Annotated in this window: 10 protein-coding genes; 3 read left to right on the forward strand and 7 right to left on the reverse strand. The window is 65.3% G+C overall.

Going from position 1 to position 21,244, the window contains the following annotated elements; translation table 11 throughout:
* From VNS22_RS13800 to VNS22_RS13820, 5 genes are all read right to left on the reverse strand, one after another.
* Positions 1-1,143 carry a hypothetical protein gene (locus tag VNS22_RS13800; protein ID WP_325733334.1) on the reverse strand — a complete coding sequence of 381 codons (1,143 nt, stop codon included), beginning with the start codon at positions 1,141-1,143 and terminating at the stop codon, positions 1-3.
* Between the two features lie 149 nt (positions 1,144-1,292).
* Positions 1,293-2,333: a hypothetical protein gene (locus tag VNS22_RS13805; protein WP_325733335.1), complete on the reverse strand. Its 1,041-nt coding sequence runs from the start codon at positions 2,331-2,333 to the stop codon at positions 1,293-1,295.
* Positions 2,334-2,620: 287 nt separating this feature from the next.
* Positions 2,621-3,241 (reverse strand): class I SAM-dependent methyltransferase, encoded by a 621-nt coding sequence (locus tag VNS22_RS13810; protein ID WP_325733337.1) that lies wholly within the window; start codon positions 3,239-3,241, stop codon positions 2,621-2,623.
* Positions 3,234-4,253, reverse strand: a complete 1,020-nt coding sequence (locus VNS22_RS13815; RefSeq protein ID WP_325733339.1) for an HNH endonuclease signature motif containing protein — start codon at positions 4,251-4,253, stop codon at positions 3,234-3,236. Before VNS22_RS13815 ends, VNS22_RS13810 begins: the two co-directional genes overlap by 8 nt.
* A complete protein-coding gene (locus VNS22_RS13820) occupies positions 4,250-5,407 on the reverse strand; it encodes a DUF3427 domain-containing protein (protein WP_325733341.1) in 1,158 nt (385 codons plus the stop codon). Before VNS22_RS13820 ends, VNS22_RS13815 begins: the two co-directional genes overlap by 4 nt.
* 468 nt (positions 5,408-5,875) lie before the next feature.
* Here VNS22_RS13820 and VNS22_RS13825 point away from each other — a divergent pair, with 468 nt between their 5' ends.
* Positions 5,876-6,649, forward strand: coding sequence for a hypothetical protein (locus VNS22_RS13825; protein ID WP_325733343.1), 774 nt, complete (start codon positions 5,876-5,878; stop codon positions 6,647-6,649).
* 271 nt (positions 6,650-6,920) lie between these two features.
* Here VNS22_RS13825 and VNS22_RS13830 read toward each other — a convergent pair whose 3' ends face one another.
* Positions 6,921-7,415, reverse strand: a complete 495-nt coding sequence (locus VNS22_RS13830; protein WP_325733345.1) for a thermonuclease family protein — start codon at positions 7,413-7,415, stop codon at positions 6,921-6,923.
* Between the two features lie 363 nt (positions 7,416-7,778).
* Positions 7,779-12,881 carry a RecQ family ATP-dependent DNA helicase gene (locus tag VNS22_RS13835; protein WP_349261785.1) on the reverse strand — a complete coding sequence of 1,701 codons (5,103 nt, stop codon included), beginning with the start codon at positions 12,879-12,881 and terminating at the stop codon, positions 7,779-7,781.
* Positions 12,882-14,234: 1,353 nt separating this feature from the next.
* Here VNS22_RS13835 and VNS22_RS13840 point away from each other — a divergent pair.
* Both VNS22_RS13840 and VNS22_RS13845 read left to right on the forward strand, forming a co-directional pair.
* On the forward strand, positions 14,235-19,895 hold the full coding sequence (locus VNS22_RS13840) for a hypothetical protein (RefSeq protein ID WP_325733348.1): 5,661 nt from the start codon (positions 14,235-14,237) through the stop codon (positions 19,893-19,895).
* Positions 19,892-20,917 carry a hypothetical protein gene (locus tag VNS22_RS13845; protein WP_325733349.1) on the forward strand — a complete coding sequence of 342 codons (1,026 nt, stop codon included), beginning with the start codon at positions 19,892-19,894 and terminating at the stop codon, positions 20,915-20,917. Before VNS22_RS13840 ends, VNS22_RS13845 begins: the two co-directional genes overlap by 4 nt.
* The last annotated feature ends 327 nt before the right edge of the window (positions 20,918-21,244 follow it).

The raw sequence follows: 21,244 nt of genomic DNA on the forward strand, positions 1-21,244 counted from the left end.
TTATCGAGGATTTAGGAAATGGCGCCGCATGGCCCTTTGATACTGCTCGGCGGCAGCACTCAGGGCGCGTGCTTCGCCGAGCAACTCTCGGGATGTGACGCCGGCCGCCCCCGCAACTTTAGCTGCCCGCAATGCGCCGTGGATCGGCCCCTCACCCTCCTCGAGTGCCTCAGGGTCCGCTGCACCGCCTCTTAGTCTTGACAAGGCAAGCTTCTGCCGTGCGCGGTGGTCCTGCAGACGTTCAATCCAGTCCTGGAAGATGGCGGCCCACTCGCGCGACGCTCGACGCTGGATGTGCTGCCAGAAGCTCAGCTGGTCTGCCGATATGCTCAGGATACGCTCAACGCAGACAGCTGCCTGCCGACAGTAAGCGGACGTACTCGAGCGCAGCGCGCTCACGTAAGACCGACCGAAGATGAGTTGCTTTAACTGCGTCGTCGCTGATCGCCCTCCGACAGCTCCCCCGACAGCGGCTGCCAGAGGAAGGATAATCGCTGGCCAACCAGCAACTCCCGCTGCGAGTATCACGCCTGCAGCAGCCGCCTTACCCGCTCCCGCGCCAATGGCTCGTCCTGCCGAACCCATCGCAAGCTCCGTCGCTGCCCCCACCAAGTCGGTCTCACCCCTAAACCACGCGAAAGCAGCTCTGGACGCGGTCGACACCGGCATATAGATGCATATCTCGAAGTCGAGAATGTCAGCTGCATCGGACAAGGCTTGATGGGTTGAAGCTCGGACCGTCTCGCTCGTTATTCCTGGTATACCCATCACCAGCGGGTGGTCGGCGAAGTGTGGTGCGAGGTCCTCGTTCACTACAACCGGCACCTCGGGGTAACGCTCAAAATGGCGCAGAACGACAGCAGGAGATGTCGAGCACTTCGCTTGGAACCACTCGCCGTTGATGCATAGGTCGGCACCGGGGTGATTCGACGTCTCCGGGAAGTAGACCTCGGCGCCCTGACGCTCGAAGAAGAGACCGGCCATCCGCTCGAAGACGTAGCCCTGTAGCTGGCTCACATCACCTGCCATCGCAGCGGCAGGCTTTGCTTGAATCTCTGTGGCGAACTGCGCCAGCCTGTAGATATCCTGTAGGTCGGCGCTTCGCGCGAAGTCGAAGGCCCTCACCGCCAACTCGTCGCGCACCTGCAGCCGTGCGACATCATAGACCAGGTCGCCCAGAGTCAGTGCACCATGAACGGCTGATTCGGAGCGGAAGGCCTGCAGAATGCGCGCACGCCTATTCTCTGGCTGCAACGGTAGCCGCAGCCTAGCGATGAGTTCGTCAGCGGCCGTCACTGATGCATACCGCGAGATGGAGGCAAAAAGGGCAGCCCCCAGAACGTCGTGCCTAGAGCTCTCCAGTCCGACATGTCCCTGCGCGCTGCTGCCAGCTGCGCGGCCTCCAGTCGAGCAGTGAGCTTCTCGCTTGCGGCATGGAGAGCATGTCGTGCCTCGTGCTCTGTGGGCTGCGCCATCACGGAGGTGGCAATCATAAATGGCACAAGCCCGCTTCGCATGCTGCGCGTCGTTTTCCGCGCGAGCCAGATCCCGCCGACCAATGCCAAAGGACCGAGGACCGTCATACTCGTAGCTGTGGCGAGCATGCTGGTGGCAGCAACATAGAAGCCGAAGCCCAGCTTGAGACCGAAGAGCCCCGCGATTGCTGCTATGGTACTCGTCAAGGTGGTATAAGCTGCAAAGCCAGCGAGGCTAACGGTTCCGACGAGCGCACTGCCTGCTGCGGCAACTGCGCCGCCTCGCAGGAACGCACCCGCGCTCAGATCGTCGAGCTTCGCTTCGCGTCGGATGCGATCTTGTAACTCGGGCGGCAGGGCTTGGAGCTGGCCGGCGATCTGCTCGGCGAGTTCGAGCCGCTCCGAATCCGCCATGGCGTCGAAGCGCTCCTGCATATGCCTGAACAATGCCTTCAGCGCATACTCCGCCAAGTCTTGGATAGTCATCCCAGTAAACGCGGGCTCATTCTTACCGATGCGGCGAACGCTCTTCGCATCGCGCAGTGCTGCAACCGCTTTCCGCTCCATCGCACTTGCAGCCTCGTGGAGGAGTGCGGGCGTTGGTGCAACCGGCAGCTTCAAGTCGAAGTGCCAGAGTAGCCGGCTGAGCTTGATCGTGCGCCATTCGTCGGGCGTGAGGTCTGGCAGAAACGCAGATCTCTCGATGTGTGCCTGCGCATGTGCAGGCTCTGAAGCGCCAAACCCGAAACGACGACCGGCTTCACTGGTCGCAGTGGCTTGATCGTAGGTCCAGACCTGCTGGCGGACCGCCTCCGGATCTTCGACCATGAGGCCGTCCAGAAAGATACTTTTGCTCATTCCACCAACGCCAAGCCAAAGCTTACCTCCACCTAAGGTATCATATGGAAGAAAGAAATCACTACTACCTGGCGATTTTCTTATTAGGGCTTGGTGCAGGCCACTTTGTGATCTGCGCAGCTATGGTCGAGGAGATCTTCATGCGTTCGTGTGGCATCCATGTCGAGCCGTGCCGACTCGATCTACGTGCGCTGCACGCCTCGAACTCCGGCCCGACGCCGCCGCTGGTACGGAGGCGATTAGGTTCGGATCCGCCCCCTTCTCCTCATCAAACCAGGACGCTAAGGCTATAATGGGATGCCCGGCTGTTGCTTCAGCGCGACGACGTTGAGCCACCGCTCGCCACGTCGGCCAGGCCGCGTGTCCTCCGATGTCCAGACCTCCCGCAGTTCGATAGGTACACCCGCAAGTGCGGTGCGCAGCGTCTCCTCGGTATGGTCGACGAACAGGCGCCCCTTTGTCGTACGCTCCCCCCACCCGAGCTTGAACGACATGTGCCAGGCGCCGCCCGGGCGCAGCGCGCCGGCGAGGCGCGCTGCGGCGTCGGAGAACGCCGCCGAGGGAACGTGCAGTAGCGACGCACAAGCCCAGATGCCGTCGAACTCCTCCCGCCAGGCCGCGTCCTCGAAGCGCATCTGCAGAACCTCGGCCCGGCCGGCAACGCGCTCCTCTGCCAGCCGTACCATCTCGGCCGAGGCATCGAAGGCCACCACCGAGTATCCGCGCCCCGCGAAGGCCAGCGCGTCGCGCCCCACCCCGCAGCCTGCGTCGAGGATCCGCCCGCCGAGTGGCACGTACCGGAGAAAGCACTCATAGAGCGGCGACAGGTCGAGACCGCCTGTATCGGTGGCGAAGCGCTCGGCGTTGCGATCATAGAAGGCGACCGAGTCCGCACTGTCCTTAACCACCTGCCGAAACCCCCGCTGGCTCCCACTCATGCACCAGGGCATCGAGCGCGATCCGCTGGCGTGCCCGCAGGAACGACGCGCGTGCATCAGCGTCCGCCCCCGTCTGCAGCAGAATGGTCTCCCGCAGCGGGTGGTGGCTGTCCACGAGCCAGTTGTTGCGCTCGTGCAGGCGCGCGATCAGCCGCGGCGAGGGAACGCCGGCGGACTTGCCTCCTTCTCCGCGGTTGCAGTGCTGGCAGGCCAGAACGAGGTTCCACACGCAATCGGCGTCGGGCATGGCTCCGCGCTCTTTGAGGGTCCAGGGGAAGAAATGGTCGACGTCGGTCGCGGCCAGAGGGGTGTCCGCCCTGCAATAGAAGCAGCAGCCCCGTTGGTAGCCGTTCAGCGCACCACGCACCCGAGTCAGGCTGGTGCGCCGCACCCGCCGATCCTGCTCAACAAAGAGCAGATCCTGCGCGGCGTCCGCCTGTACGGCAATTCCTGCACGCGGCAGCTCTAACTGCCAGGCCATCTCAACCAACCGCCAGCGCGCCTCCACTTCATCGGCGAGGCTGCCGCCCTGCATCGAGGCCGCCAGGCGCCGGAAGTGGTCCGTGAGGCGGATGGCACCGGCGCCTCGACTGCCCTTCCTCTCGTCCTCGAAGAAGCAAATCGGCACCGGTCCGCTGCCGACCACGTGGAAGGCGTCGATGACGTTGGTGAAGCCGAGCCGGGCCGTGGTGCCGACCAGCTCGTCCTGGGGCAGCTCGCCGCGGTTGAAGGCGCGGCACGCGTCCAGAAACTTGCTGGAGCGGGAGGTGGTCTGTTTGTCAACGAGCGTCAGGTGCTCGCAGAGGTGCCGCGCGAAGGGGAGGGCCAGCTCCTCCAGCGGCACGCGGTCGTCCGCACGATTGGAGAACCCGAGCAGCGTCTTGGCTAGGGCGAACTTGTAAGAAGCGACGTTGCGTCCAAACAGCACCACCGCGCGCCAGTTGGCGTCCAGCGTCGGAGCCTTGGCTAGAAAGTCTGTCATCGGCGCGCCGTGTTCCCGTGCTGGCGGACGAACTCGGCGTACCGCAGGGCCAGCGCCTCGGTACTGAGTGGCGCCGCGCCTGATTTACGCGCCCGGAGCAGCCGGCCGTCGAGAGCACCATACTCTGTGCCTCGGAGAGAGGAGGCGACGACGAGCCGCGGGCCCTCCGTGCCATTCGGGTCCACTGAAACGAGGTCGCAATCGAAGAGGGTGTGCAGGTCGGTCCGCAGCAGGAGGCCGTTGGAGGGGTGATTGGTCTCCTCACCGCGATACGACAGGATGTGCGCGGCTTCGAGCACGTCGGCGACGGCACACCCGGTGACGGCGCAGCGCTCGCCATACGCCGCCATTAGGCTGCGGCGGAACTCGGCCTGGCCGCGCCGGGCCTTGATGGCGCGCAGGACAGTGGTTCGCGCGTCCTCCAGGTTCTGTGGATCGAAGGCCTGCTCGTCGGCCTCTTGGGCACTGATGGACAGGTCCGGCTGCGCAAGGGTGCCCTCGCGCTGGAGGACAAAGCTGCTGGCACCCGGCCCGCTTGGCGTCTGGTGCGAGACGTAGGTGAAGGGGCCGAGATAGCGGAAGCCGTAGCCCGGAAACTCACTCTTCTGGCGGCGGTAGAAGACAAGAAGTTCCAGGCCGCGCTCCGCATGCTCGATGATCAGAGAGTCTGTCCCGCGCTTCTCCTGCCCTTGCCAGTGGAGCACGTCCCCTTCCAGGCGGTCCTCGTACGGCGTGCGATCGGCGGACTTGTGCTCGGTAACGAACAGCAGCACCGAGGACGAGCCCTTCCGCCGGAAAACGCCCGACCCCATGGCGCCGGGGCTAATCCCCAGTCGCTCGGCCAGATCAGCCCGTGTGTAGACTTCGTCCGGCGTCAGCTGCCCAGAGAGGAGCTGGCCTGCGGGCTGCGGCGCCGAATCGACAACGATCTTGAAGCCCAGTTGCTCCGCCTTTCGCTGGACGGTCGCCTCGCCGCCACTGAACTGGGTTGGGCGAAGCGCCGGACGAGCCGGATCCTCATAGTGCCAAGCCACGCCCAGGATGGCCTTGGATGGATAGCGTTTGCCTTCGTGCAGGATCCAGTAGCCGGTCGGCGCGCCGTAGCCGTACTTCCGCAGGAAGGCCGCAGGGCCAAGCCGGTCGTGCTCGGCCATCGCCCTGAGGACGGCCTGACGGCTTTGCAGCTGGGCAATGCGGACCCGGGGCTGCCGAGGCCGAGCTGAGGTGGCCAGCGGAATATCCAAATTCCTGGATTGTCTCATGCAGAAGACCGTGTGACCATTTATTCAATCTAGCCACTTAACCTGCAGGTTAGAAGGTGCATTGCGGGAACGGAGGCGCGGGAGGGGGCGGAAGGTGGCGTGCGAAGCCCGGCGAGGTCCCTGTGCCGTCGCCGGGAAGGGAGGGGAGATCCGGCTCGACCGCCTGGCTGCCGGGCTCCTTCGTGCGGCTGCTCACCGCTCCAGGCGGATGGAAGGCTTAGCATGCCCCTTGGCTCTGACTTTCCCCGGTCGTCGGGGAAGGCATCTCCGACGCACCACCCCCATCAGATCGTGCTCGTCAAGCTTCTGATCTGCCTTGGCGTGGCGGGAGCTGGTGCTGCTGTTGCAGGCCACTCCGGCATGAAGTCCCACGATGCCGTTGCCGTGGGCCTCCTTCTTGCTGCCCTGTGCGCCATGCTCCTGTTCGGGCTGTTCTCTGTGGCACAGGCCGATCCGGTTCTAACCGCAACGTCGGCGAGGGCGCAGCCCACACAGCCGTCAGCCGGCGCCACGTCACCAACGCCGCCGCCCGTGACGCCTCGGACCTACGGCGCTTCTCCTGCTACAGAGACCAGCCGGCTGCCGATGATTGAATACGTGAGCGCCAGCGCGATCCAAAACCATCCGGGGATGGCGACCGCATCTGCGCCCGCCTGGACGCCCCCGCGCCAGCCGCCGTCACCGCCACGGAGCGCATTCGACCCGCCGATGACGCCGCCTCAAGCCGCCCCGCCCGCAGCGGCCTCGAACGGCGCGGCGGCCCAGCCTCCCTTCGGCTCCGAAGGCGTGCGCGGCCGCTTCACCGATGCGGACTGGAACGAGAAGAGCTTCCTCAAGCTGATGGGCTACCAGGTCGGCGTTTCCGGCATCTCGGCCTGGCGCCGGCAGGATATCCTGCGCCGGGCCTATGAACGACCACTTCCGGCGGACATGCCGGCGGCAATGCGGGCGGAGTGCGGCGCCCCCGGCAGCTCCGTCCGGCTGCAGCGCATCGTCCGGCATCTCAGGTTCTGCATCGCGATGGCCCGACCGCGGGCGGCCAATCTCACCAAGGCGCTGTCGGAGTGGCAGGCGGACATCGCGTGGCTGCAGGCGACCTTCGGCGCGCTCCATCGCGACGTCGACTTCCGCTGATTGCCGCGAGGCTGCGGGCCTCCCACGCCGCAAACCCGCCCGGCCGCGTTCTGCCGCCGGGCGGTTTGCGGGTCCTGCGGGCCGGTCGCAACGCCGGCTCTCCCTTCTACGACCCCGCCCGGGAGGGCGCGGTGGCGCGAACAATTTGGGCCTGTTTCGGCTTAGGGCGGGTCTGCTTTCCCCGCTGCCGCAGTGCGACCCTTGTAGCCGATGGCGGTAAACGCCCGATGAACGGCGACAAAAAATCTATGGACGGGGTGGTTGTCCCAACTCACTGGTGCCGCCGCTGCCGGCGCCACTCCCAAGGCGGCACCCGCTCGGCCTCGGGCAGTGCCCAGAGCCCCCGCCGATCGTTCCGTGCGGCCTGCTCCAGCACCCGCAGCGCCGGGTCGTGCGCGTACTGCCGGTAGACCCAGGCGGCGCCCTGCCGCACCAGCGCGGCGTTGACGTCGGTAGCGCCGACAAAGACCCGGCCCACGGTGCGGCCGTAGCGGTCGGTGTCGACCACCACCACGCGCACCTGCTGGCGGAAGGCCAGGTCGGCCAGCGCCTGCCGCGCACGAGTGCCGTAGGGCTGCCGGCTTTCCGGCGTGTCGATCTCGGCGAGGCGGACCTTCACCTGCTGCTTCTCGGGCGTCAGCAGGGTCAGGGTGTCACCGTCGTGCACGCCCACCACCAAGCCGCGCAGTTCGGTGGCCAGGGCGGGGTGGACGAAGAGGGACAGGGCGAGGAGGAGCGGCGCGAGCAGCCGGCGGGAGAGGCGCATGCGGCAGGATAGGCTGCGGCCATGGTTCCCGCTATGCGAAGCAAGGCATGGCCTGGTTCATTGTCGCCGATCTCTCGACCATCTGGGGCTGGGGTCGTACGCCGCAGGCCGCGGAGGCGCTGGCCTGGTGGAACGCTGAGGCGCTGGACCTGCTCCGCCAAGTGCCGCAGACCAAGCCTGTCCGACCAAAGGGTGCCGCGGTCCGTCGGGGCGGATCGGGTCGGCCTGTACATGGTGCCTGCTGTATGCCGATCACGTTAGTCCAAGAAGAATGGCGGCCGCGCACCATTGCAGGCGGTCCAGCAGGGCAAAGCTCATCTGGCCTGCTCCGGAAGGCGCCAGAGCCCCCTCCTCAAACACCCTCTAACCGAAGACTAGCTCCGGCAGCACGACCTCCCATTCCTCACGACGGATCCTTTCACGGAATTCCTCTTTGCTGTCCGTCTTGCGCCAGCAGATGATCGCTCCGACCTCACCCCGGCGGAACTCGCACCCTTCCGGCGTGGAATAGGCGCGCGACATACGGCCCAGGGGCCGCCCCAGAACATCCCGAATCATCCAGCCATCACCTGTGCGAACGAGTGTGACTGGATCACCTGCTTTGGCGGCAGCAATTGCAGCGAGCGATGGATCTCCTGCACGTAGGCGTCCGGCCCACGACAGATCGACCAGGCTCAGGTCGGGCGACTGGTACTGATGCATTCGACTGGGCAGGTTTGCTGTGTCCGGGGCAACATTTCGTTCGACCACCGAAGTCTGGGACGGTTTCAGATACGGGTGCACCCCGCTGGTCATAACGGCCAAGCTGCGGCGAGCGCGCGTCATAGCTACATAGAGAAGGCGGCGGGGGGCGTCGGCATCTTCTCCCTGTGACGGCCTTTCCCAACCGCCGTTCAGGACCACTACATCGTCAAACTCCAGTCCTTTGGCCCGATGTGCCGTCAGGAGGAGCAGTCCGCGTTGCTCGCCTCGTACGTCACGGGACCAGTCTGCGAACCATTCAATCAGATCCGGAACCGAGATGGCCTTGTCGGCAAGCTCGCGTCCCAGCGCGGCAATGCCCTCGGAGATCAGATCGGTCCAGCTATTCCGGGCAAATCGGCTCAGCACTTCCAGTAAGTCGGGGGTGCTAAGTAGTCGGGCGGGCTCACGCCGCAGTTCGGCCACAAAGACCTGCATCTCGCGCAGGCGCCAGATGCTCGGCAGGCTTTGATTTGCTATCTCGACCGGGATACCGAGCGCCTCTGCATAGCTATGCACCGGCCCCAGCCGGCGCCAGTCGCGAGAGATGATCGCGCAGCGCGACCAGCTCCAGTCGGGATCCAGGCGCGACAGGCGCAGGAGTTCGTCCACCGCCGCGACAGCCTGCGCCGTATTACCAGGCCGGCATTGTAGAAGCTGCACTCGCCCCTGTGCTACCGGATCGAGCGTCGTCAGTGCACCGCCGGGCCGATCTTTCTCGCGCCTCCGATTTATGATGATGTCGTGATCGCGCTTCATTCGGGCAGTTGCCGGGGCGATCACCGAATTGGCTGCGTCGATAATGTTGTGGGTTGACCGATAGTTCTCGATCAGGAACTCGGGCTTCGCTCTGTAGTCGGCTTCAAACTGGCGAATGAAGTGCACGGAGGCACCCGTGAAGGCGTAGATATTTTGGTCATCGTCGCCCACAGCAAAGAGGCTCAGCCGCAGGTCCGGATCTTCGAGAGAGCGGCCCGCAACGGCCGAGATTAGAGCGTACTCCTTGGGGCCAATGTCTTGATACTCGTCGACCAGAATCCAGCGGTAGCCCTGAATCAATACATCGCGCTGCGCTTCAGCCTCGTCCTTGCTCAGCCCGTCGCCGCTCAGTAGCCGAACCGCCTCGTCGAGGATCCCATCAAAGTCACGGGTGTCAACAGAGCCCCCGGCGAAGCTTACGCCGACCAGGCGCATCGCTAGCGCATGGCAGGTCGAAACCGCGACACCGATAGCATCATCGCCGATCAGGTGCCTTAGACGCACGCGGATCTCTGATGCCGCATGACGATTATAGCTGAGGACAAGAATACCGCGCGGGTCCTCGCGCTTCACACGAATCAAATAGGCAATTCGATGGACGAGAACCCGCGTCTTGCCGGACCCAGGACCAGCGAGGACCAGAACGTTGGTCTGCTCGCGATCATCTGAGACGATCTTCTGCTGGACTGGGTTGTCCAGCGCCTCAACGATCGTCTTCCAGGACGCACCGGTGGTCCGGCGCCGGATCTCTGCCCCTTTCCCTGGCAGCCACCGCTCCAGGAAAGCGTCGCGATCCAACAAGAAGTAGTCCTCGGAAAGTCGTAGCGCCTCATCCATTGAGACAAGGCCCCTGTCTGCATAGGCGGCCATCACGTGGGTCTGGATCGTTTGTTCATTGTAGTGTTCCTCCAGAGGGAGGAAATCCTTCTGCGTGAAGCTCCCGCCGCCGCGGCGCAGATAGACCGTCATCGCAGGGCGGAACACCGTCAGCCCCTTGCCCAACGTCACGATTCCTTGCTCATGTAACCACAACAGTGCGCGCTCCATGAGCTTATTCATGTCGCGCACTTCTCCACGCAAGAGAGCGTCGCCGTTCAGGGCTGCAATCAGATCACCCAGGGTGGTCTCGACCTGGAGGTCCTTGCCGCGCGTGCCCTTCGGTAACTTGCTTATGAGATGACCGAGCAGAAGCTCCCCAGCTTGGCGTCGGACGGTTGCGGTTCGTTCTAGCGCGTTCCAGGTCCGTTGCAGTGTCACCAGCAAGGTGTTGCGGGAGTTCTTGCGTAGGTGAATGTTGCCCTTTCCACCATCCTCGTCTCGACCGTCGCGGGTCATGCCGCGCAGGAGCTTCTCAATGAGATCCGGGCGGACGCTGGCGTGCCCTGCATCCCGCAAGAACTGGCAGGTTTCCGATAGATGCAGTGGCAGGGCTGTGTCGCCGGTGACGTCGGGAGAAGCCTCACGCATCAACGCGATCAGGCCGGCTTCCAGCCGTGAGGCCATTTTCAACCGATGCTGGGAGTGTCCCTCGATGCCGACATGCACAAAGACGGTCACCGCTAGATCGTTGCGCACAATCCCGAGCGCCTCGAGATCAGTCATGGCCTTACTTAGCCCGCCGCTCGTCAGCCCGCTGACGCCAACCAGCTCATCAGTCGAGATGCCCTGATCGGGTGGTGCATTCATCAGATGGCACACGATATTGAGCAGCTGCTTGCGCCTTGTATTGGTGATACTGCCCTTTGATCTAGAGAGTATCTCCTCTGCCTCCTCCAGATTGCGAACGCGCAGAGACGAGGGGAAGACTTGAACTCGATTCTCCTCTCGGCTCAGCAGTGTGGCCTCTTCGAGCCAGGAGATAGCGGTTTTCACACGCGTATCTTCGGTGGCACTGTCCCGCTCGAACTCCTGATCACGCTCGGCTCGCACGATCTCGCCCGAAGTGGCGACTACTTCGCCTGTCTTCCTTGTCTTCTCGTCCAGCCTACGGAGAGCCTTGAGGATCGCACCGATCTCGTGCCTAGCCAGCCGGGAACGCGCGGAAAGCGAGAACTGACGTTCTACATCGTCGGACGCGAAGAGCAGGACGCAGTCAGCATGAGCTCGGTCTCGGCCCGCGCGACCTGCCTCCTGCACATAATTCTCGAGGGAGCCGGGGATGTCGCCGTGCACGACTAGGCGGATGTCTGGCTTGTCGATTCCCATGCCGAAGGCGTTGGTTGCTGCAATCACTCGCAGTTCCCCGATGCGGAACCGCTCCTGGATGCTGCGCTTTTCATCGGGGAGAAGACCGGCGTGGAAGCGCTCGGCCGCAAGCCCCTGTTGTTGTAGGAAGTCCGCGACGCGCTCCGTTTCTCGTCGTGTCGCGCAGTAGACGACTGCTCCTGAGCCACCATCGGAGGGCAGCTTCGCCCGGATTACATCGAGGATATCCGTCAGCTTCGCGCTCTTCTGGGTGGAGCGCACCTCGAATGTCAGGTCGGTGCGCACTGACCCGCCGTCGAGCAACATGAGATCCGTGCCCAGACGGCTACGAAAGTGGTCGCGGATGTCCCGGACCACATCTGGTTTTGCGGTGGCGGTCAGGCAGAGGATTGGCGCGGGCGGCTGATCGCCGGAAAATTCCTTGATGAAGCGGCTGACGTACCGATAGTCGGGCCGGAAATCGTGACCCCACTTTGAGACGCAATGCGCCTCGTCCAGCACCCAGATTCCGACCTGTCGCTGTGCCAACGTTGCGCGGACCGAAATGCTGCGCAACTGCTCGGGCGAGATGAGCAGGATCGCCGCTTCGCCCAGGCGCACCTGGTCAAGCGCATTCTGCCTCTCGGGCACCGAGAGCATGCCATTAACCGTGACAGCTGATGAAATGCCCGCCCGTTCTAGGCCCTGCACCTGATCGGCCATTAAAGCGACGAGGGGTGAGACTACGACTGTTAGCGCGCCGGTTCTGTCAAATTTGGTGAGTGCGGGGACCTGATAGCAGACTGACTTTCCCGTGCCGGTGGGTAAGATGCCCAGGACGCTTTGTCCCCGCATTGTCTGGTCGACGATACATTCCTGCAGCGGGCGGCCCATGCTGTCGGTGGGCTGCGGGCGGAAGGCTCCGAACCCGAACCATCGAGAAAGCGCCCGCACTGGATTGCTTGTTTCGCGGCACCATGCACAATTGGAGCTGTCGCAGACGGTGTCGCGCAGCTGTTGAACGATCAGCGCGGCTTCGCGATGCTGCGCGCGCACCCAGGGCGGCATAACGGAGTTACCGCCGGCAACAGAAATCCAGGACAGTGCATAGGCCATGGGCCAGCCCTGTCGGGGCGAGGAAAGTTCCTCGAGGGCTTGCTCAGTGCGGCACTCGCAGGCGCGGCCCACGAGCAGCCTTCGAATTGCCTTGTATGCCTCCGCGGTCGGCGGCGCTGCGGTTGAACGGATATGGTGAAATACGGCATCAAAGCCACCAGAGTCCTCCATCCGCGTGGTCAGGAAATGGTAGGCGGTCACTGCGTCGGGTTCTTCTGCGTTCAGGTGACACAAAGCATCGACCTGATTCTGCAGCACCTGGAAAACTAAACGCGCATCTAACTCGGGGTCGTTCACGTGCCCCGCCCGTAAGCGGCCGTCGTGATAGTGTTTTACTAGGTGGTGATAGGGATTGCGCGGGAAGGCGAGCGGGTTGAGCCATAGCGTGTCGACCGGGGCGCGAGCCATTTTCGCCAGCGTGGGCCGGGTTGCCGCAAGATGCGGAAGATCATGGCGCAAGATGTTGTGGCCGATGAGGTGATCAGTATCGCGCAACGCCCGTTCTAACTGGTCCAGGGCACTTCCTAATTCCCCCTTTCGGGAGCGGATCCCGGGCGCATCGCCGTGTCGGACTGCGGCGAAAGCGAAGGTCCGGGCGGTTTTGGGATCCACCTCCAGGTCAACGGAAACACATCGCGCCAGAAGCGTGTGCAAGGGGAGAGGCATAGTGAGCGACGTTTCCGATCTGAGACTTGCCCGAAGGCTGAGGCGATCATAACAAAGAACGAACAGTTTGATCAATATTTCGTGACATCGCACTCGCCCGTCACTCTTTCCTACATGGGTGTTGTGTAGGCCCTGACTGTTTGATTAACCGGCTTAGGGCGCCCGTCTGTCGTCTTCTCGGGCCCTCCTCGCTTCGGCTTCAGTGACCTAGTCAGTTGCGGAATACCTCCGCTCGCCTCCGGTAACCTGCGTCTGCACCGGGGTTGGATTTGCTTCGGTTTACTAGGGAGGCGTTGGATCAGTTGGGGGCCCTATTCTCGAGAGGGGCCGGGGTTGTAAAATCGAGCGCGGAGTGGCGCCGGGCAGGGTTGTAGAAAGCCGTCGATGTGGCGGCCGACGGCCTGCTCGGCGTTTTGGCGCGTCTCGAACATGGTTCGCGCTGCTGTGGACATTGGTCGGTCGCGCATCCTCTGGGCCGTTGCAAGTCTCCGGGCAGGGTCGGGGACCTGTCGCCGCTTGGTAAGGGGGAGGCCGCCGGGTATCCGACGCCTTGCGGCGGCTGCGCGCCCCACATGGCGCCACCGCCCTGGCGCGGCCGGCCCCGCTCGTCGAGGCGCAGCGCGTAGGCAAGGGCCGAGGTGGCATCTACGGGATACGCCGGGGCCAAGGAGGTCGTCAGGAGAGCGGGAAGCTCAAGCCTGCCGCTGCCATCTGGCGGCGGCGGTGCGGCAGACGATGGCGAGGTGACACGAACCAATCAAGAACAAAGGCCTCAACATCACTGCCGCTCGCTACATCGACCACATATCGAATCGCTTCGCCGGGTCGAGTGAGAGCACGCAGAGTGGCTGTTTCGGCGACACCGCCGCCGAAACCCGGCCTTTTCAGCCTGGGCCGGTCCGCCTGCTTCCATGCTTTGTACCGCGTGAACGTGTGCCCGCACGATCGCTGGCCGGTGAACTGGGGCCACGTGCGGGCAGGCGTGGCAGCAGCACGATCTGAGCCGCATCAGTTAGTGGCAAGACCAGCGGGCGAAGCTTGCAGCCGACGAGCTTCGGATTGTCAGCGATACAAAACTATGAGACGATAGATATAAGATGACAATCTCTTAATTGGTTTATCTTCAAGGTTGAAGCGGCTGTGGATAAATTTCTCCCCCGTCCTCTGGGCTTCACAGTCGAGTGCCTGCTGAATCTCCTGTCGCTAGGCACCAATGCGAAGCTCCGCCGCGAGCTCGGAAAGTGCCTAGGGCAGGTGGCCGGATCATGCTGGCCAAGTCCGGCGGCCACCGATCCGGCCTGGGGCGAGGCCCTCGCAGCGCTGTTGTCCTCGCACGAGGGATACAGGCTCTTTATGCAGGCCGCCGAGCGGCACAACCGCGGCCGCCTTGCGGATGACCACCGCCTGAACCTGCTCTACCGCGGCATAGATCGCGTCATGCGCGCACGGCATGAGGCGGGTCTGCCGAAGTTCGAGGGGTTCCCAGGTGCAGCCGTTCCGGACCTACTGCGCGCCGGCCGGACAGAGGATGCGGCGTTCCTTGCTTGGCTCCTGTGGCTGGCCTCGCCTATAGAGGCGGAGGAGGTCACCGTGCTGGTGCGCGAGGAGCCGAGCCTCGCGGCGCAGTTTGGCATCGAGCCAGCTCCGCCACCAGCCGACGCGCTCCAAGAGATCCGCGAGTTGTGTGCCGCAGTTGCCGCAGCCGCGACGCTTGACGCAGGCACGCTGGAGACCTTGAGCCGCATGGCGGGAGAGGCCGCGGCGTGGCTCCGGGCCGAAGAGGAGCAAGGCGCCGCTCGTCGCTCGGCCCTGCTGGCACGCCTCGAACGGTCCCCGCTCGCTCTCGGCGGCATGGCGATCCCAGAACATGCGTCGACGGACGAGATTGAGCAGGCTCTGGATGAGGCGGAAGCCAGCGCGGCCGTGTTCGCAGAAAAAGAGGTGGCATTCCATGCCGCCACAAGCCGACGGGACTACAAGGCAGCGGCAAGCCTCGCCGGCGAGGCAGCGACGGCGCAGGAAGTGGCCGAGACCGCCAAGGCTATCCTCGACGCCCTGCTGCTGGACACAATGCCAGCCGGCGAGGTCATCCAGCCCGTCGCGGCTTCGGAGGCTTGTACCGGCAATGCCCTGTTGGAGGCGGCCAGGACCGATGACGCCCAGCGGGCCTCGGCGGAGAAGACGGTAGAGGCGGCGCCCCCCTCGCCGGATGCTGCGGAGGAGATCAAGGATCGCGAGCTTGCGCCCTGTGCCGCGGAGCCCGTTGCCGAGGAGCCATCAGCCGAGCACCTCGTGGTCGGGGAACCAGCTCACCCTGAGTCCTCCGCCGAGGAACCCGGTGCTGCGCCATCTCTCGTCGAGACTATGCCGGCGCGGCCCACTCCCAACCCCGTCGCGGTAGCGCTGCCAACGGGTCCGGAGGCCGTCGCTGCCGGAACCTCGCCCTTCCCAACGGCCGTGACCACCGAGGCTCCCGCCAATGTGGTGCCGATCGAAGAGGGCTCGCGCAAGGCTGGACGCCACTCGCCGGCCGACGCCGCGTTCTGGGCCGCCCTGTCGGCTGGCCGCCCCGGGCTTGCCAAAGCCACGCTTGAAGCGGGCGCCCTACCGGGGGACCGGGCCGTGCTCCGGCGCGCCCTGCATCTCGCTGCCCTGGCTCTGGTCGCGGACGGCTCGGGTGAGGTGGATGATCGGGTCGGCGAGGAAGCCGAAGCGCTGATCCAAGTCTGGTTGGATCGGGTGCCCAGCAGTGACGCAGCGACGGCAGTCTGGAATCTGGTTCTGCCTGCCGCAGGCCTACTCACGATCCTGGCGCCTGGTGGGAACGCGAGCCGCCTGGTGGATTTTCTTCTCGAAACGCCGGTATTCGTCCCGGAAATGCACGCGCTCGCGCGTACCTTGTCGGAGAGCAGCGTGGCGCTCGGCGGCCTCTGGCATTCCTCCGGCGTGCTCGCTTCGCTCGCCTCAGAGGACGGACGCCAACGCGCTCTCGAGGCGCACTGCGACACAGTCCGCGTATGGCTCGACCGAAACCGCGATGCCCACCTCAACAACTATGCACCGGCCAAGATCCTCTGGAGCCGAATGCTGGCGGAGAATGAGCCGCTCGGCAGCATGCTCGCTGCGGTGGTGTGCAATGACGTCCGCCGCGCGCCAGAGGTCGCCGCGATGCTCGCGGCCTACTCCGGGCAGGACGAGCTGCGCCGCCTCGATATCGAGATCCGCGGCCTCAAGCTGGTGCAAAAGACGCCCATTTCCTTCGGCGCCGAGCGTGACCTGAACAATCTGGTGGATGAGGTGCAGCCGCTGCTGCGTGACTGGGCGCGCCTGGCGGCCTGGACAGTGAACCGGCGGAATGGCGCTGGCGCAGCGGAACTGAAGCGTCTGCGCGAGGACTTACTGGATCTGCTGACGAAGGCCGAAGGGGAGCTCGCGTCGCAGCCCGGCCTACCGGCGGCACCGCTCACCCTGCGCCTCCTTCAGCGCTTCACCGCGCTGCTCGAAACGGGTGATGCGCCGCGCGCCGCTGCCAGTACCGATCAGTTCCTCGCAATGGATGTAATCGCGGTGCCGCGCATCGGCCTCGATCCGGCATGGCGAATGCAGGTTCCGGGGGACGCGGCAACCCTCGACGCGCTCGTCAGCGCGTCACGGGAGACCGTCCCGGTCGAGGAGGCAATCGCGCGGCGCGTCGCCACGCGAGAGTTCGCCGGGGCTGTCTTGGCGCTGACGCTAGTCGAGGACGCCGATAGGCGGGCTGCGCTGGACCGGGAGATCCGCAATGCTGCGGGCACCGCGTTGGCCGAGACAATGCTGGCGCTGACGCGGCTGCGCAGCGATGCTGAGGCGGCGGAGGCTGCGGGGCGGCTACCATCGGAGCAGGCCCAGCCTTTCCTGCGCGAGATCGACGCGCTGGAGGAGAGCCTGAACCAAGCGCCGCCGGAGGACATCCCCGCTCTCGCTGCCGCGTTCGAACTGCTGGGATTGACCCTCCGCGAGGCCCTGGGGGACGCCGAGCGCCTGGTGCGTGAGCGGATCACCGCGCGGCTGCGCGGCCTCGATCTCGCCCGCGCAGCAACCGTCCGGGCATCCGTTGAGCGGGCGCTCACCCAAGGCTGGCTTGCGATTGCCGAGGACCTCGTGGACCGGGCGGAGGCCGGCGAGCGGATCGATGAGGTCGTCGAGGTGACGCCGGTGGCGGCGGAGCTCGAGCGATTCTTTCCGACCCGCTCCGACACCCTCTCGCGGTGGCTGAAGGCCAATCGGGCCGGCATCGGCGACTTCATCGTGCGCCCGGATAGCCTGCCAAGCGACGTCCTGGCCTCTAACGGAATCGCCCCCCCGGACCGCTCCCTGCCGTTGGCCAAGGCGTGGGCCGCCTGCGGCCGCCCCGGAGATCACGATCTTCCGCGCGCCATTGTGACCCTGTTCGGCGAGCTCGGGTTCACCGACTCGCGGCCAGAGGGCATGCCGCAACTAACCGCCGCCAGCACCAACGCGCGCTTCACCCTTCGCACGGCGCCGCTGCGCGACCGGGAGACGGCGCTGCTGCCCGACTTTGGCTCCGTGGCGAACGGCAACTACACGGTCCTCTGCCTATGGCGACAGCCGGAGGTGAACCAGATCCGCACCGCGCTGCAGAAAACGGGTGGTCGGGTCGACAGGGTTATCGTCCTTTTCTTCGGTGTGCTGACGAACCAGGACCGCCGTGAGCTGGCCAAGATGGCGCGTAACGGCCAGATCACCTCCGTCCTCGTGCTGGACCAGGTGCTGGCGCTGCATCTCGCCCTGACGGAGCAGAACAGGCTGCGCACCTTCTTCGCCTGCGCGCTGCCCTTTAGTGGCGTCAAGCCCTGGTCGGAGACCGGCGCGCCCCCGCCAGAGATGTTCTTTGGCCGCCACAACGAGCGGCTGAGCATTGAAGCGACGAGCGGCCAACTCAACCATCTCGTCTATGGCGGCCGGCAGCTCGGCAAGACGGCGTTGCTGCGCCAGATCGAGGGTAGCGCCGCGGGCGACCCGCACCGCGTGGTCCGCTACGTGGATATCAAGCGCTTCGGCAACACCATGCCGACGGAGGACCTCTGGGCGACGCTGGCTGAGGCGCTGCGCCCCGGGGTGCCAATCAATCTGGACACCAAGGGAGACGCGGCGGCGCGCTTCCGCAGAGACATCCGCGACTGGCTCGGAACCCGCCCCGAGCGCTCAATTCTGCTGCTGCTCGACGAGGCGGATAAGTTCTTCAAGGAAGACCAGACGAACCGCTACCGGATCACCGAGGAGCTCCGCGCGCTTTCGGAGGAGACGCAGCGCCGCTTCAAACCAGTCTTCGCCGGGCTCGAGAATGTCCAGCGCATGGCGCGCGACCCGAACAACCCGATCGCGCAGCTCGCCACCCCGCTGTTGATCGGCCCCCTCCTGCGCGGCGCCGAGCGGCGCGAGGCGGAGGCGCTGGTGCGCTGGCCCTTCACCGCCCTCGGCTTCACGCTCGCGCCAGAGGTGGTGAACCGCATCCTAATCTTCGCGAACTACTACCCGAGCCTCATCCAGCTGGTCTGCCAGAACCTACTGCACGCGCTGCGCAGCAAGGGCGGTGGCGGGCCGCCGTGGCGGGTCGAGATGTCGGATGTCGAGCAGCTGCTCGGCGCGCCCGACCTTCGCCGCGCGGCATTCGAGAAGTTCCGCATCACGCTGGAGCTCGACCAACGCTACTTCCTGCTGGCGTTGGTGGTCGCCGAGCTGAGCCAGAAGGACCCGGAGGCGCTTGCGGTCGGCATCCCCGTCCGCGACCTGCACGGCTACGCGTCCATGTCCTGGCCGGCCGGCTTCCCGCCCGAGCTCGGTGAGGCGGCCTTCGATGCGTTGGCCGACCAAATGGTCGGCCTCGGCCTGCTGCGCAGCCTCGACGGGCAGCGCTACGCCCTACGCAGCGCCAACCTGATCCATCTGATCGGCTCGCCGAAAAGCATCACCGATCAGCTGAACGCCTTCCTGGGCCGTGCCGCGCCGCCCGAGCCTGACCCGCTGGAGGATCGCCGCACCATCGACGGCGCGCCGAGCCTGCTGACCACTCGGCAGGAGGCAGAGATCGTCGGCGCCACGCCCGGCGATCGCATCATCGTCTGCCTCGGCCTTGCCCTTGGCGGGAGTGGCATCGGCGGAGCGCCCACGCTCCAGAAGGCGATCCGCGAGGCCGCGAAGTCCGCACAGGGGCGGCGCGACGTGCGGATCGAGACGCCGTCGATTAAGGCGCGCACGCTGGAGGCGTTCCGCGTGGAGATCGAGGCGCTTGCAGCGCCCCGCAAGGAAACGAGCCGCCGGCTCCTGGTGATTCCGCCTGGCCACGGGTGGACGCCGGAATGGGTGACGGCGGCGCAGGAGACGATCTCACGGCGGCCGCCGGGAGGCGCGTCTCTCCGCTTCGCGTTCCTGGCCGATGCTCGGATAGGCTGGAACTGGGCCCAGGACGGCGCGAGGCGGGAGCACCTGCTGGCGGCAATGTCCAGCGGCTCGCGTCAGGTGGTGGAGGTCGTCCCGGGGCTGTGGAACCGGCCGAGCCTGGATGTCTGGCTCGAGCTGCACGATCCCACGGGGATGTTGCCCGACTGGCTCGTGAACGACCGCGAGGTGCTGCTTCGTGGCACGGGCGGCTGGGATTGGGCGCTGCGACGGGTTTGCGCGGCTGGCCGGCAGGGCTTCGCGAAGACGGACGCGGCAGGGCTCGCGCGGCAGCTTCTGGCTCAGGACGCAGCCGGCGACAATCCGCTGGCCGATCTGCGCGCGCTGCCCGAAGCGGTCCGGCTGCTGGCGGCCGTTGAGGAGGCCGAGATCGTTCGTGCTGGCGACGAGAAGGTTGATGCGAAGCTGATCGCCGAAGCGGGCGGGTTTGTCATCCCGCCCGCAGGTCTCGCCTGGGCGCAGGCGGTTGAGGCCGTGGTCCCCGGCAGCCAGGGGTTGCAGCTCAATCCGCTGCTGCGGGCGGCCCTGCCAATGCTCAAAGCCAGTCTGTCGTGATTGACCTGTGGCAGTTGCCGGGCCCGCTCCGCGCGGCGCGGCAGATCGTCGCGCACCTCGAACGCGGCATGCAGGTCAGTTTCCGGGCGGAGCCGGACTGGGAGCGCGGGTTCCGGCTCGCGGTCGAGCAGGAACTGAATCAGCAGCAGTTCGCACTCACCGTGATCTTCGACGATGACGCGCCGCCTGCCTCGCTCATTGCCGAGGCGACGGGGAGCGCTGCCCGTGCGCCGGATGGTTTGTTCTGGGTGGCCAATATCGCGATCCACCGCGCGGCCTCATGGCAGCGGGAGATCGAACGCATCTCGGACAGCCAGCGGGACCGACCCTTGCGCGAGCGTCTGCAACTCGTGCTGGCGCTTCCCGTCACGCCGGACGGCCGGGCCGCCCCAGGCCACGAGGCGATGCGGGAGCGCATCGTGCTGCTGTCTCGGCTCGATCTGGAGGTGATGGCGCGGTACCGGCTCGCGCAACGGACCGATCCCCCGGCGCTTCTCGCTATCGTCGCCGAGATCGCGATCGCGCTGACACTGCCGATGATGGAAGAGCGGGGCTGCGACGCCCTGATCGACTTGCTCGACAGTTGGCTCGGAATGCCGCTGGACTGCATCGGCGATGCCGGCCGCTTGGCCGCCTTCGCGGCAGGTCGGGATCTTCCGGCCGGTGACCCGATCACGCTTCACCTTGTGATCTGGCGAGCACAGCAGTCCGTGCTGATGGCCGAGATCGATGCCCGACGCCTCGCGCTGATCGAAGAAGCGGCGAATTGGTGCTTCACGCCCTACACGCACGAGGTCCCCGGGACGGCCCGGATGGAAACTGTGGAGGAAAGGCGGCTGTTGCAGGTCGGGCACCTAGCGCGCCAGGCGCAGCTTATTGAGCTTCAGAGGAGCGATCCCGCGGTCGGGCGCCTGGGCCGGCTGAAGACCGCAAGAGATGATCTCAGCCATCTCAAGCCGTTGCCGATTTACCGGATTAAGGAGTTGCTACAGATGCGATGCGGTGACTTCAGCTTGGGGTGATTGCGGACTACAGCGCTTCTTCAAACGGGTTGCTGTAGGCACCGCAGCGTGCGCGCCGGCGAGTATGAACCTACCGCGGTGTCCACAAGCGCCCCTATCTTGGGCTGCCGCATCAGCCCCAGAGAGTGTTCGCTCCCGGTTCCATTCCCCACACCATTTCCTCTGTTCAAGAGGCTGATTTTTCGTCCTCCAAGCTTCCGCCATGGCGGCGTCCCCCACAATATCCCCCACAGTTTGCTTGCGTCAGCCTGACCTCTGGTGAGACGAAAGGAGCGCGTGGAGGCCCTCGACCGCACTACCCCTCCTCGGATGAGGGCCTGCTCGGCG

The organism is Geminicoccus sp., from assembly GCF_035556675.1.
Lineage (GTDB): Bacteria > Pseudomonadota > Alphaproteobacteria > Geminicoccales > Geminicoccaceae > Geminicoccus.